This is a genomic window from Pseudomonas sp. AC016, assembly GCF_979253365.1.
In genome coordinates, this window is the sequence record NZ_CEEDCC010000001.1 from 2,120,781 (window position 1) to 2,133,189 (window position 12,409).

General features: G+C 58.9%; 12 protein-coding genes. 1 reads left to right on the forward strand and 11 read right to left on the reverse strand.

Translation table 11 applies throughout. The features are described 5' to 3' along the window. Nucleotides 1–93: 93 nt before the first annotated feature. The 4 genes from AC0IXS_RS09395 to AC0IXS_RS09410 all read right to left on the reverse strand — a co-directional run bounded on the left by AC0IXS_RS09395 (nucleotide 94) and on the right by AC0IXS_RS09410 (nucleotide 4,809). Entirely contained in the window at nucleotides 94–582 is a 489-nt protein-coding gene (locus AC0IXS_RS09395) for a hypothetical protein (RefSeq protein WP_235806213.1), read from the reverse strand. A gap of 495 nt (nucleotides 583–1,077) precedes the next feature. Then, nucleotides 1,078–2,976, reverse strand: a complete 1,899-nt coding sequence (cysN, locus tag AC0IXS_RS09400; RefSeq protein ID WP_122689248.1) for a sulfate adenylyltransferase subunit CysN — start codon at nucleotides 2,974–2,976, stop codon at nucleotides 1,078–1,080. 12 nt (nucleotides 2,977–2,988) lie between these two features. Beyond that, nucleotides 2,989–3,906, reverse strand: coding sequence for a sulfate adenylyltransferase subunit CysD (cysD, locus tag AC0IXS_RS09405; RefSeq protein ID WP_004881532.1), 918 nt, complete (start codon nucleotides 3,904–3,906; stop codon nucleotides 2,989–2,991). 144 nt (nucleotides 3,907–4,050) lie between these two features. Then, complete coding sequence (locus AC0IXS_RS09410) at nucleotides 4,051–4,809, reverse strand: Nif3-like dinuclear metal center hexameric protein (protein ID WP_057407885.1); 759 nt, start codon at nucleotides 4,807–4,809, stop codon at nucleotides 4,051–4,053. Nucleotides 4,810–4,919: 110 nt separating this feature from the next. On the opposite strand from AC0IXS_RS09410, the gene algW reads away from it, so the two are divergent. Beyond that, a complete protein-coding gene (gene algW, locus AC0IXS_RS09415; protein ID WP_004881534.1) occupies nucleotides 4,920–6,080 on the forward strand; it encodes a Do family serine endopeptidase AlgW in 1,161 nt (386 codons plus the stop codon). A gap of 409 nt (nucleotides 6,081–6,489) precedes the next feature. Here algW and hisC read toward each other — a convergent pair whose 3' ends face one another. The 7 genes from hisC to AC0IXS_RS09450 all read right to left on the reverse strand — a co-directional run bounded on the left by hisC (nucleotide 6,490) and on the right by AC0IXS_RS09450 (nucleotide 12,400). Further along, nucleotides 6,490–7,542: a histidinol-phosphate transaminase gene (gene hisC, locus AC0IXS_RS09420; RefSeq protein ID WP_057407883.1), complete on the reverse strand. Its 1,053-nt coding sequence runs from the start codon at nucleotides 7,540–7,542 to the stop codon at nucleotides 6,490–6,492. Continuing rightward, the gene (gene hisD, locus AC0IXS_RS09425; protein ID WP_057407881.1) at nucleotides 7,542–8,888 is read right to left on the reverse strand and encodes a histidinol dehydrogenase; all 1,347 of its coding nucleotides are present in this window, start codon (nucleotides 8,886–8,888) and stop codon (nucleotides 7,542–7,544) included. Before hisD ends, hisC begins: the two co-directional genes overlap by 1 nt. A gap of 124 nt (nucleotides 8,889–9,012) precedes the next feature. Continuing rightward, entirely contained in the window at nucleotides 9,013–9,648 is a 636-nt protein-coding gene (hisG, locus tag AC0IXS_RS09430) for an ATP phosphoribosyltransferase (protein WP_004881537.1), read from the reverse strand. Between the two features lie 155 nt (nucleotides 9,649–9,803). Then, nucleotides 9,804–11,069 carry a UDP-N-acetylglucosamine 1-carboxyvinyltransferase gene (gene murA / locus AC0IXS_RS09435; RefSeq protein ID WP_004881538.1) on the reverse strand — a complete coding sequence of 422 codons (1,266 nt, stop codon included), beginning with the start codon at nucleotides 11,067–11,069 and terminating at the stop codon, nucleotides 9,804–9,806. A 22-nt stretch (nucleotides 11,070–11,091) separates the two neighbouring features. Further along, nucleotides 11,092–11,331: a BolA family protein gene (locus AC0IXS_RS09440; protein ID WP_004881539.1), complete on the reverse strand. Its 240-nt coding sequence runs from the start codon at nucleotides 11,329–11,331 to the stop codon at nucleotides 11,092–11,094. A gap of 113 nt (nucleotides 11,332–11,444) precedes the next feature. Beyond that, a complete protein-coding gene (locus AC0IXS_RS09445; RefSeq protein ID WP_004881540.1) occupies nucleotides 11,445–11,750 on the reverse strand; it encodes an STAS domain-containing protein in 306 nt (101 codons plus the stop codon). After that, complete coding sequence (locus AC0IXS_RS09450) at nucleotides 11,747–12,400, reverse strand: MlaC/ttg2D family ABC transporter substrate-binding protein (protein WP_029243315.1); 654 nt, start codon at nucleotides 12,398–12,400, stop codon at nucleotides 11,747–11,749. The genes AC0IXS_RS09445 and AC0IXS_RS09450 overlap by 4 nt, the downstream gene beginning before the upstream one ends. Between the last annotated feature and the right edge of the window lie 9 nt (nucleotides 12,401–12,409).

A 12,409-nucleotide genomic window follows, 5' to 3' on the forward strand; every position in this document is an offset into this window, starting at 1 on the left:
ACATTCTTGGCAGAAAAGATCCGGAGCTACTCTACAAATGCGAGATGGATCCCTATAGGCCTGACTGTCCGGTACGGCGTTGAACATCAAACTTTAAAATGTCCAAAGCTCTATCGACTCACGATTAAACCAGACTCTTTCTTTTTTCTTCGGAGGAAACCTGCCCGGCACAAAACCAAAGCGAGCCCACAAAAGATCCCCGGTTCTCTGGTCGTAAATAACCAGGTTCCCATCATTCTGCATGGACATATGGCTGTGATACCAAACCGATTTATCCTTGGAGTGGGTACTTTCAGCTATCCACAACCTTGATCTCGACGGATCATAGAGAAAGCCGCCATTGCTGACGACAAACCAGGGCGCGCCTCGCTGCTTGCGTGAAAGTGTCACGCTGTAAAGTTGATTTCCATCAGCAACCCACACCGCGTTCCCTTGGTCCTTGATAACAAGATTACCATCACCCTGTAATTCCAAACGAAACCGTCCATTGGGTGACTGAAGAAATTGTCCGACGACCATTTGCTGATTGGGAGGCAATACAGGAGAGCCGCTGGAATTAAAAGGACCGTACTGAATACTCATTGACACACCTTTAAAACTGATTAATGAGTAGACAGATAATCACCTCCCGCACCTTGGCATGCGGTGCATATCTATACATAACCGTTTAAGACAGATAACTTCTCATGACACTATTCAGACACATAAAGCCCGAACGACTCAAAGCTCTCCCATGTCATTTCGGCGCTAGCCACATACGCCAATTGAACAAAGAGATCCCAATGAAAAGCATCCTATTGTTTTTGAGCTGTGTTTTGACTGGTTGCGTAGCGAGCGACTGCGTCAAAAATTGTTACTTGATCAAAGACAGCAACATGGATATGGAGCATCAGTGCACGATGGACCCGCATCGCTCAGGCTGCCCGATCAACCTTTGATTTCAGCCCTCAGGACGCATACCAGCAAATCTTTCAAAACGATTTTGATCTATTTCTGAGCGGCGCCGGCCCTCCCCTAATCAAGTGCCCAAACAAAAAACCCGCCATCATCGGCGGGTTTTCTGTAACAGGCTGAGACTCAGATCGCGCCGCGGCTGCGCAACACGTCCAGCACCCGCTTCACGCCTTCATCCACTGTCAGCGTCTGGGTGTCGATCACCAGATCGGCATCCAGCGGCACGTCGTACGGGAAGGATTCGCCCGGGATGTTATCGCCATCGGCAGCGTACAGGCCCTGAGGGTCACGCTCACGGCAGATGGCAGGCGATGCCTGGACGTAGACCGTCACGAGGCGATCCTTGCCGATCAGCGCTTTCACGCGTTCACGGCCTTCGGCATCCGGCGCCACGAACGCGGCCAGGGTCAACAGACCGGCTTCGTTGAACTGACGCGCCACGTGAGCGGCACGGCTCCAGTTTTCGGTACGGCCGGCACGGTTCTGCGGCAGACCTTTGTTCAGGTCGTGACGCAGGTTCTGGCCATCCAGCACGAAAACTGCGCGGCCCATGTCGAACAGCTTGCGCTCGACTGCGTAGGCCAGCGTGCTTTTACCCGCGCCCGACAGGCCGCTGAACAGTACGGTGGCTGGCTGCTGACCAAAGCGTTGTGCGCGTTCCTGGGTGGTCACGTGCGCCGACTCACCATGATGCGTCGAGCCACCGGCACTGACCGGCTTGGCGATGATCATGCCCGCCGCTACCGTGCCGTTGGTCAAACGGTCGATGACGATGAACGCACCGGTGGTGCGGTTGCTGTCGTAGCCGTCCAGCGCGATAGGCGCGTCGAGGCTGATCTTGACGCGGCCGATCTCGTTCAACTGCAGCGAACTGGCAGGGCCTTCAACCAGCGTGTTCACGTCAACGCGATGAGTGATGCTGGCAATCGAACCCGGCACGTAGCTGGTGGCGCGTTTGATGTCGTATTTCTTGCCCGGCAGCATCGGCTCTTCAGCCATCCAGACCAGCATGGCGTCGAACGCGTCGCTGACCTGCGGGACGTTGTCGGCATGCACCAACAGGTCGCCACGGGAGATGTCGATCTCGTCTTCCATGGTCAACGTCACGGCCTGACCGGGACCGGCCTGCTCCAGCTCACCTTCGAAGGTGACGATGGACTTCACGCGACTGCTCTTGCCCGACGGCAGCACGACGATTTCATCGCCCTTGTGCACGATGCCGCTCGCCAGCGTACCGGCAAAGCCACGGAAGTTGAGATTCGGACGGTTGACGTACTGCACCGGGAAACGCAGGTCGGTGTAGTTGCGGTCACTGGCGATTTCGACCGTTTCCAGAATTTCCATCAGCGACTGGCCGGTGTACCACGGCGAACGCTCGCTGCGGTTGACCACGTTGTCGCCCTTGAGCGCCGACATCGGCACGAAAGCCATGGTGGTCGGCTTGAAGGCAATGCCTTCGGCAAACTTCAGGTAATCGGCCTTGATCGACTCGAACACGCTCTCATCGAAGCCGTTGAGGTCCATCTTGTTGATGGCGACCACGATGTGTTTGATGCCCAGCAGGGACGCGATGTAGCTGTGGCGACGGGTCTGGGTCTGCACGCCGTAACGCGCGTCCACCAGAATGATCGCCAAATCGCAGGTCGATGCACCGGTGGCCATGTTGCGGGTGTACTGCTCGTGGCCCGGGGTATCGGCAATGATGAATTTGCGCTTGGCCGTGGAGAAGTAGCGGTAAGCGACATCGATGGTGATGCCCTGCTCGCGCTCGGCCTGCAGACCGTCCACCAGCAATGCCAGGTCGACGTCGTCGCCTGTCGTGCCGGACTTCTTGGAGTCACGGGTAATGGCTTCCAGATGGTCTTCGTAGATCATCTTGGAATCGTGCAGCAGGCGTCCGATCAACGTGCTCTTGCCGTCGTCGACGTTGCCACAGGTAAGAAAGCGCAGCATTTCCTTGCGTTCGTGCTGGCCCAGATAAGCGAGGATGTCCTCGCTGATCAAATCAGATTGATGCGACATGTGACACCCCCCTTAGAAATAACCCTGACGTTTCTTTTCTTCCATCGAGCCTGCGCCATCGTGGTCGATGACCCGGCCCTGGCGTTCGGAAGTTCGCGTCAGCAGCATTTCCTGAATGATGTCAGTCAGGCTGGTGGCTTCGGACTCGACGGCACCGGTCAACGGGTAGCAGCCGAGCGTGCGGAAACGCACCTTCTTCTTGACGATGCGCGCCTTTTCCTCGTCCGTCAGGTGTTCGAGGATACGATCGTCGTCGATCATGATCAGCGTGCCGTTCTTCTCGATCACGTCACGCTCGGCCGCGAAGTACAGCGGCACAATCGGGATGCCTTCAAGGTAGATGTACTGCCAGATGTCCAGCTCGGTCCAGTTCGACAGCGGGAACACGCGGATCGACTCGCCCTTGTTGACGTTGCCGTTGTACACGTTCCACAGCTCGGGACGCTGGTTCTTCGGGTCCCAGCGGTGCTTGCTGTCGCGGAAGGAATACACGCGCTCCTTGGCACGAGACTTCTCTTCGTCGCGGCGTGCGCCACCGAAAGCCGCGTCGAAACCATGCTTGTCCAGCGCCTGCTTGAGGCCCTCGGTTTTCATGATATCGGTGTGCTTGGCACTGCCGTGGGTGAATGGGTTGATGCCCTGCGCCACGCCATCGGGGTTGATGTGGGTGATCAGGTCCAGGCCCATTTCCTCGACCATCTTGTCGCGGAAGCGATACATTTCCTGGAATTTCCAGCGGGTATCGACATGCATGACCGGAAACGGCAGCTTGCCCGGAAAGAAAGCCTTGCGCGCCAGATGCAGCATCACGGCCGAATCCTTGCCGATCGAGTACAGCATCACCGGGTTATCGAACTCGGCGGCGACCTCGCGGATGATGTGGATGCTTTCCGCCTCCAGCTGTTTCAGATGCGTCAGTTTATCAACCATGGTTACTCACGTTCGTTGGACCGGGAAAACCCGGGGCGGCCTGCGGGCCGTATTCGAGCCGTGCACTTTATCATGCACGATATCGCTAATCAGCGTGGCGGCTAGATCGAAACGATCTATGCATATGCTTCTCCGTTTGATGGATCAGATCGGGTTGGGGCAGTCGATGAAGATGTGCTCGACCGCAAAGCGCCGCGCCAGATAATCCCCCAGCGCCTGAACACCGTAACGTTCAGTGGCGTGGTGTCCGGCGGCAATGAAACTGATGTCGTTTTCCCGGGCACTGTGAAAGGTCTGCTCTGACGCTTCGCCGCTCAGGAACAGATCGACACCTTCCAGCACCGCCTGATCGATGTAACCCTGACCGCCTCCCGTGCACCAGCCGACGCGACGAATCATCTGGCTGCCTTCGATCAGCAACGGCTCGCGACCCAGCGCCTCCTGGACACGACGGGCGAAATCGCGCGGGGTCACGGCCTCGGACAAGGAACCGATCAGACCGATCACTTTGGGGTTGTCCGGATCCAGAGGGCCTTCGACGGTGATGTCCAGTTGACGCGCCAACTGCACGTTGTTGCCCACGTCGGGATGCACGTCGAGCGGCAGGTGATAGGCCAGCAGACTGATGTCGTGCTTGAGCAGGGTTTTCAGGCGGCGCTGCTTCATGCCGATGACGCAGGGGTTCTCGCCCTTCCAGAAATAACCGTGATGTACGAGGATCAGATCGGCCTGCGCCTCGACCGCAGCGTCCAGCAGCGCCTGGCTCGCCGTGACGCCGCTGACGATCCGCATCACCTGCGGACGGCCTTCGACCTGCAGGCCATTAGGGCAGTAATCCTGAATATGGGCGCTATTGAGATAGCGGTCGGCTTCTTCTACCAGGGTGCTCAGGGCAACAGCCATAAAAGACTCCTAAATATGCAGTTCAGAGCTGCTTTGTGCTCGTATAATGCCCGCCATTATGGCGCACCCGTGGCAAAAATTTCTGCGCCGAAACCATCAGGACTTGTTCAATGCTCAAGGCTCTGCGATTTTTCGGCTGGCCACTGCTGGCCGGTGTGCTTATCGCCATGCTGATCATTCAGCGTTATCCACAATGGGTAGGATTGCCCAGCCTGGATGTCAATCTGCAACAGGCGCCGCAGACCACCAATATCATGCAGGGTCCTTCTTCCTACGCCGACGCAGTCAGCGCGGCCGCGCCCGCCGTGGTGAACCTGTATACCACCAAGATGGTGAACAAGGGTGCCAACCCGCTGTTCGAAGATCCCCAGTTCCGTCGTTTTTTCGGCGACAACACGCCCAAGCAGAAGCGCATGGAGTCCAGCCTGGGTTCCGGCGTGATCATGAGCCCGGAAGGCTATCTGCTGACCAACAACCACGTGACCATCGGCGCAGACCAGATTGTCGTGGCGCTCAAGGACGGTCGCGAAACCATCGCACGGGTAATCGGCAACGACCCTGAAACCGATCTGGCAGTCCTGAAAATAGATCTGAAAAACCTGCCGTCGATCACCATCGCCCGCTCTGACGGCATTCGCATCGGCGATGTGGCACTGGCCATCGGCAACCCGTTCGGCGTCGGCCAGACAGTGACGATGGGCATCATCAGCGCCACGGGCCGCAACCAGCTGGGGCTCAACACCTACGAAGACTTCATTCAGACCGACGCGGCTATCAACCCCGGCAACTCGGGCGGCGCGCTGGTGGATGCCAGCGGCAACCTGACCGGCATCAACACGGCGATCTTTTCCAAGTCCGGTGGCTCGCAAGGCATCGGTTTTGCCATCCCGACCAAACTGGCGATGGACGTCATGAAGTCGATCATCGAGCACGGTCAGGTCATTCGTGGCTGGCTGGGTATCGAGGTTCAACCGCTGACTCAGGAACTGGCCGAGTCGTTTGGCTTGAAAGATCGTCCGGGCATCGTGGTCGCCGGTATCTTCCGCGACGGACCGGCGCAGAAAGCCGGGCTGCAATTGGGTGACGTGATCCTGAGCATCAACGGCGAACCGGCCGGTGATGGTCGTCGCTCTATGAACCAGGTGGCGCGCACCAAACCCAAGGACAAGATTGCCATCGACGTGATGCGTAACGGCAAGGAATTGCGCCTCAGCGCCGAAGTAGGCCTGCGCCCACCTCCCGCGCCAACGCCTGCCGCGAATCCTGAGTGATTTGAAACGGACGGGATGACTGATCCTGTTGCGTGATCAGACCCGATGGGACGCGGAGCGTAGCGGGCCGCATCCCCACGCTGAGCACAAGCATGGGCATGATCGGCGTGCTTGAGATCACGCTGATCGTTCCTACGCTCCGCGTGGGAATGCCGCTCAGGACGCTCCGCGTCCGCTCTCGAATGTGGCGCAGATGCGTGGACAAGCTCCAGCGTTATCCACGCCATGCGCTCGGCTCACTGAATCCGCAATCTGTGCCATTTGTGACGCGGAGCGTCACGGGAGGCATGCCCACGCGGAGCGATGGGCACGATCAGCGCTGTTCTTGATGATCGCGCCACTTTGCGTAGTAACGCAGCCCAGGACGCTCCGCGTCCGCTGTCGAATGCGACGCAGGGCGTCACATCCCTCAGATGTCGCTCAACCCTTCCAGCAGCGCCTGATGCTGCTCCGGCGTACCAATACTGATGCGCAGGAACTGTGCGATGCGCTGCTGCTTGAAGTGGCGCACGATCACGCCTTGCTCGCGCAGTTTCGCAGCCAGTCCGACAGCATCGTGCTGTGGGTGACGAGCGAAGATGAAGTTGGCGGCTGAAGGCAGGACCTCGAAACCCTTGGCCTGCAACTGTCCAACCAGCACTTCACGGCTTTCGATGACCTTGTTGCGCGTCATCTCGAAGTGCTCGATATCATCGAATGCCGCAGCAGCGCCCACGTTGGCCATACGGTCCAGCGGGTAGGAGTTGAAGCTGTTCTTGACCCGCTCCAGCGCTTCGATCAGATCAGGATGACCGACCGCAAGACCGACCCGCAGGCCTGCAAGCGAACGCGACTTGGACAGGGTCTGGGTCACCAGCAGGTTCGGATAACGATTGACCAGCGCAATCGCGGTCTCGCCGCCGAAGTCGATGTACGCCTCGTCCACGACCACGACTGAATCCGGGCTGGATTTGATGATCTGCTCGACTGCATCCAGCGCCATCAGGCAGCCGGTAGGCGCATTCGGGTTGGGGAAGATGATCCCGGCATTCGGGCGCGCATAATCCTCGACACGGATCTGGAACTGCTCGTCCAGCGCCACGGCTTCATAATCAATGCCGTACAGGCCGCAATAGACCGGGTAGAAGCTGTAGCTGATGTCCGGGAACAGCAGCGGTGCATCGTGCTTGAACAATCCGTAGAAAATATGCGCCAGCACTTCATCGGAGCCGTTGCCCAGAAACACCTGGTTCGGCTCGACGCTGTAATAACGGGCCACTGCCTGCTTGAGCAGGTCGCTATTGGGATCAGGGTAAAGACGCAGGTCGTCGGTCAGCGCGGCGCGCATGGCGTCAAGCGCCTTGGGCGACGGGCCGTAGGGATTTTCATTGGTGTTGAGTTTCACCAGCTTGCTCAGCTTCGGCTGCTCGCCCGGCACATAAGGCACCAGATCGCGAACGAAGGGACTCCAGAATTTGCTCATCAGTTGCCTTCCTCTGTGCTGCCGGCTTTCCAGCTCGGGTCGGTAATTCGGTATTCGGCGCTGCGGGCGTGGCCGCTCAGCGATTCGCCACGGGCCAGTACGGATGCCGTCTTGCCCAGTTCCGATGCGCCCTCCGGCGAGCAATAAATGATCGAGGAGCGCTTCTGGAAATCGTAGACACCCAGCGGCGACGAGAAACGCGCCGTGCCGGAGGTCGGCAACACGTGGTTGGGACCGGCGCAGTAATCGCCCAGCGCCTCGGAGGTGTGACGGCCCATGAAGATCGCACCTGCGTGACGAATATGCGGCAGCCACGCTTCAGGGTCGGCCACCGACAACTCCAGGTGCTCGGGTGCAATGCGGTTGGCCACTTCAATGGCCTGCGCCATGTCAGCCACCTTGATCAGCGCGCCGCGACCATTGATGGATGTCTCGACGATGGCCGCACGCTCCATCGTTGGCAGCAGACGAGTGATGCTGGCCGCGACCTTGTCCAGGAACTCAGCGTCCGGACTGACCAGAATCGCCTGCGCGTCTTCGTCATGCTCGGCCTGGGAAAACAGATCCATGGCGATCCAGTCAGGATCGGTCTGACCGTCACACACCACCAGAATCTCGGAGGGACCGGCAATCATGTCGATGCCCACCTGGCCAAACACGTGGCGCTTGGCCGTGGCGACATAAATGTTGCCCGGGCCGACCACCTTGTCGACCTTCGGCACGCTCTCGGTGCCGTAGGCCAGTGCTGCAACAGCCTGTGCGCCACCAATGGTGAATACACGGTCAACGCCGGCGATGCAGGCCGCAGCCAGGACCAGCTCGTTGATCTCGCCACGCGGTGTCGGCACGACCATGACCACCTCGATCACACCCGCCACCTTGGCAGGAATGGCGTTCATCAACACCGATGAAGGATAGGACGCCTTGCCGCCCGGCACATACAGACCGGCACGATCCAGCGGCGTCACCTTCTGGCCAAGCACGGTGCCGTCGGCCTCGGTGTAGCTCCAGGAATCCTGCTTTTGCTTTTCGTGGTAGCTGCGAACACGCTCGGCGGCTTTCTCAAGCGCCTGACGCTGGACTGGCGTGATACGTGTCAGCGCAAGTTCCAGACGTTCGCGGGGCAGGATCAGATCGGCCATCGAGGCGACCTGCAGACCATCGAAGCGCTGGGTGAACTCGACCAGTGCAGCGTCGCCTCGCTCACGCACGGCCTTGATGATGTCGAGCACGCGCTGATTGACCGAGTCGTCAGACACACTTTCCCAGCTCAGCAGATGATCCAGATGTCGGGCGAAATCCGGATCGGCAGCATCGAGTCGGCGAATAGCGGTGGAAGTGGTCATGGCGAGGGCCTCAATAATTGGCGGATGCTCAGGAGCCTAAAGCTACCAAGCTATCCGCGCAGGCACCTGAGAAATTTGGCTATGACACGGATAGCTGGACGCAACTCAACGTTGCGTGATCGGGTCAGCCGCGGTGTCGCGACTCCACTGCCTTGCGCAGGGTGTCGATGAGCGCCTGAATGCGCGCGTGCTGCATTTTCATGGAAGCCTTGTTGACCACCAGACGCGAGCTGATGGTCGCGATCAGTTCCTGCGGTTCAAGACCATTGGCACGCAGGGTGTTGCCGGTGTCGACCACATCGATGATCTTGTCGGCCAGACCGATCAGCGGAGCCAGTTCCATCGAGCCGTACAGCTTGATGATGTCGACCTGACGACCCTGCTCGGCGTAATAACGCTTGGCGACGTTGACGAATTTGGTAGCGACGCGCAGACGGCCCTTGGGCTCTACAGCGCCGATGGCACCGGCGGTCATCAGCTTGCACTTGGCAATCTGCAGATCCAGAGGCTCGTAAAGGCCCTGACCGGTGTATTCCATCAGCACATCCTTGCCCGCCACACCCAGGTCAGCGGCGCCATGCTCGACATACGTCGGTACGTCAGTGGCACGCACGATCAGCAGACGCACGTCAGGCTGGGTCGTGGGAATGATGAGCTTGCGGCTCTTGTCCGGATTCTCGGTCGGCACGATGCCTGCTTCAGCGAGAAGCGGCAGGGTGTCGTCAAGAATGCGGCCCTTGGACAGTGCGATGGTCAACATGGGAAACGTAAGTCCTTATCAGGAAACTTTTGGCATGACGCAAACGGCGCATGACAACCCTCCGGCACAGGATGCCCGAGGTGAAACGAATCAGAAATCACACCTGCTATCGAACGACGACCCCGGCGCACTTGAAACGCCAGAGTCGTTCACCACTAGCCCGGAACGCGACGGATCTTGGCGCCCAGCATCTGCAGCTTCTCTTCGATGCACTCGTAACCACGGTCTATGTGGTAGATGCGGTCGATCAGGGTATCGCCTTCAGCGACCAGAGCCGAAATCACCAGACTGGCCGAAGCACGCAGGTCGGTCGCCATCACTGGCGCGCCCTTGAGGCTTGGCATGCCGGTCACGATGGCCGTGTTGCCTTCCACCTGAATGTGCGCGCCCATGCGGTGCATTTCGTACACGTGCATGAAACGGTTTTCGAAGATGGTCTCGATCACGGCGCCAGTGCCTTCAGCGATGGCGTTGAGCGAAATGAACTGCGCCTGCATGTCGGTCGGAAACGCCGGGTAAGGGGCGGTCCGCACGTTCACAGCCTTGGGCCGCTTGCCGTGCATGTTCAGTTCGATCCAGTCGTTGCCGGTGGTGATCTCGGCACCGGCTTCCTGGAGCTTGAGCAGAACCGCTTCCAGGATGGTCGGATCGGTGTCCTTGACCTTGACGCGACCGCCAGTGACGGCAGCGGCAACCAGATAGGTACCGGTTTCGATACGGTCAGGCATGACCTTGTAGGTCGCCGAACCCAGACGCTTCACGCCATCGATGGTGATGGTGTCGGTGCCTGCGCCGTGGATTTTTGCACCCATGGCGATCAGGAAGTTGGCCAGATCGACCACTTCAGGCTCACGCGCAGCGTTCTGCAGCACGCTGCGACCGTTCGCCAGGCTCGCGGCCATCATGATGTTCTCGGTACCGGTCACGCTCACGGTATCGAAGAAGAAATTGGCACCGCGCAGGCCGCCTTCAGGCGCCTTGGCCTTGATGTAGCCGCCTTCGACGTCGATGATCGCGCCCATGGCTTCAAGACCACGGATGTGCAGATCGACCGGACGCGAACCGATGGCGCAACCGCCAGGCAGTGCGACTTCCGCTTCGCCGAAGCGGGCGACCATCGGGCCAAGTACCAGGATCGACGCACGCATGGTCTTGACCAGTTCGTATGGTGCGATGAGGGTCTTGATGGTGCGAGGATCGATTTCCACGCTCAGCTTTTCGTCGATCACAGGCTCGATGCCCATGCGACCGAACAGCTCGATCATGGTGGTGATGTCGTGCAGGTGCGGCAGGTTCTGAACGGTAACCGGCCCATCGGCCAGCAGGGTCGCAGCCAGGATCGGCAGCGCAGCGTTCTTTGCCCCGGAGATGCGGATTTCGCCATCAAGGCGAGCGCCACCGGTAATAATCAATTTATCCATTAGAATCTCGACACCAATTGGCTCAGGTGCGCTCGGCCCAGGCAGCGCGGCTGAAAAATTTCATAGTCACCGCGTGGATACTGCCATCGGCAATCCAAGGGTTCAGATGGGCATAAATCTGTTGCTGACGCTTGACGGGGCTCAATGTGGCCATCTCGTCACTGATCACGTTCAGCTGGAAGTTGCAGCCTTCGCCTTCGACTTCCACGTTGATTTCGGGCAGCTTTCCTTCAAGGAAGGCTTTCACTTCTAGGGCCTGCATGCTTAACCTCGATCGGCGCTGAACGCGCGCGGGTCGGCCATGATACAAAAAAGCCCATGCTATGCGAACCCCGATGATGGGGTGCCGGACAGAGGGCTTTTCCGATTGACCTGTTAATGGATGTCCAGAAGCTCGTTCAGTCCGGAAACCTGGGCAATTTTACGCATGTCTTCGGGCAGAGACTGCACCTTGATCGATTTGCCGGCTTCGCTGGCATCCCGCATGAACGCCAGCAGCAGGGCAAGGCCCACGCTGCTGGATTTCTCGACGCCCGAGCAGTCCAGCGTCAGGGTGTCGAGGTCGCCGGACCTGATCAGCGCCGCGCCCTGCTTGCGCAGTTGCGGCCCGCTGCGGTAATCCAGAACCCCGACCAGCTTCAGCTCGCCAGGCCCGACCAGACGGACAGCTGTCTCACTCATTGCGCAGGCTTCTGTGCAGCTTCGTCGGTGGTTTCCTTGGCCTTGGCGACTTCGCCAGCCCAACCATTGATTGTCTTGTCCAGATCGTTGCCGTTGCGCTGCATGGCGTCGGCGAACTGATCGCGGAACAATTTACCAATGTTGATACCGTTGATGATGACGTTACGCACTTTCCATTCACCGTTGACCTTCTCAAGGGTGTAGGAAACCGGGTAGACAGCGCCATTATTACCCTTGACCTGCATGTCTACGCTGGTCCGGTCGGCACCCTCTTCCTTGGCAGGCGAGACGGTAATGCCCTGGTTGTTGTACTCCAACAAGGCGTTACCGTAGAACTGCATCAGGCTGCGTTTGAAGTTTTCCTGAAAGCGCTGCATCTGCTCAGGCGTGGCCTTGCGCGAATACTTGACCGTCATGATGCTGCGGGAAATGCCATCGGCATCCACCACAGGGCCGACGATGCGGTTCAGGGCATCATAGAAGGCGCCTGGATTGGCTTTGTACTGCTCTCTGTTGGTCGCCAGATCGCTCAGCAATTCCTTGGTGGTGCGATCCACAAGGTCGTGGGCCGACGTTGCTGGTGCTGCATTGGCCAGCATCGGCAGTGCGGCCAGCAATACCAAAAGGCCACGGCGCAGAATCGAGATCATTTATAGCTC

Bases quoted from the DNA above. Each gene is read 5' to 3' on its own strand.
- AC0IXS_RS09395 (WP_235806213.1), bottom strand. From the start codon at position 582: ATGAGTATTCAGTACGGTCCTTTTAATTCCAGCGGCTCTCCTGTATTG.
- cysN (WP_122689248.1), bottom strand. From the start codon at position 2,976: ATGTCGCATCAATCTGATTTGATCAGCGAGGACATCCTCGCTTATCTG.
- cysD (WP_004881532.1), bottom strand. From the start codon at position 3,906: ATGGTTGATAAACTGACGCATCTGAAACAGCTGGAGGCGGAAAGCATC.
- AC0IXS_RS09410 (WP_057407885.1), bottom strand. From the start codon at position 4,809: ATGGCTGTTGCCCTGAGCACCCTGGTAGAAGAAGCCGACCGCTATCTC.
- algW (WP_004881534.1), top strand. From the start codon at position 4,920: ATGCTCAAGGCTCTGCGATTTTTCGGCTGGCCACTGCTGGCCGGTGTG.
- hisC (WP_057407883.1), bottom strand. From the start codon at position 7,542: ATGAGCAAATTCTGGAGTCCCTTCGTTCGCGATCTGGTGCCTTATGTG.
- hisD (WP_057407881.1), bottom strand. From the start codon at position 8,888: ATGACCACTTCCACCGCTATTCGCCGACTCGATGCTGCCGATCCGGAT.
- hisG (WP_004881537.1), bottom strand. From the start codon at position 9,648: ATGTTGACCATCGCACTGTCCAAGGGCCGCATTCTTGACGACACCCTG.
- murA (WP_004881538.1), bottom strand. From the start codon at position 11,069: ATGGATAAATTGATTATTACCGGTGGCGCTCGCCTTGATGGCGAAATC.
- AC0IXS_RS09440 (WP_004881539.1), bottom strand. From the start codon at position 11,331: ATGCAGGCCCTAGAAGTGAAAGCCTTCCTTGAAGGAAAGCTGCCCGAA.
- AC0IXS_RS09445 (WP_004881540.1), bottom strand. From the start codon at position 11,750: ATGAGTGAGACAGCTGTCCGTCTGGTCGGGCCTGGCGAGCTGAAGCTG.
- AC0IXS_RS09450 (WP_029243315.1), bottom strand. From the start codon at position 12,400: ATGATCTCGATTCTGCGCCGTGGCCTTTTGGTATTGCTGGCCGCACTG.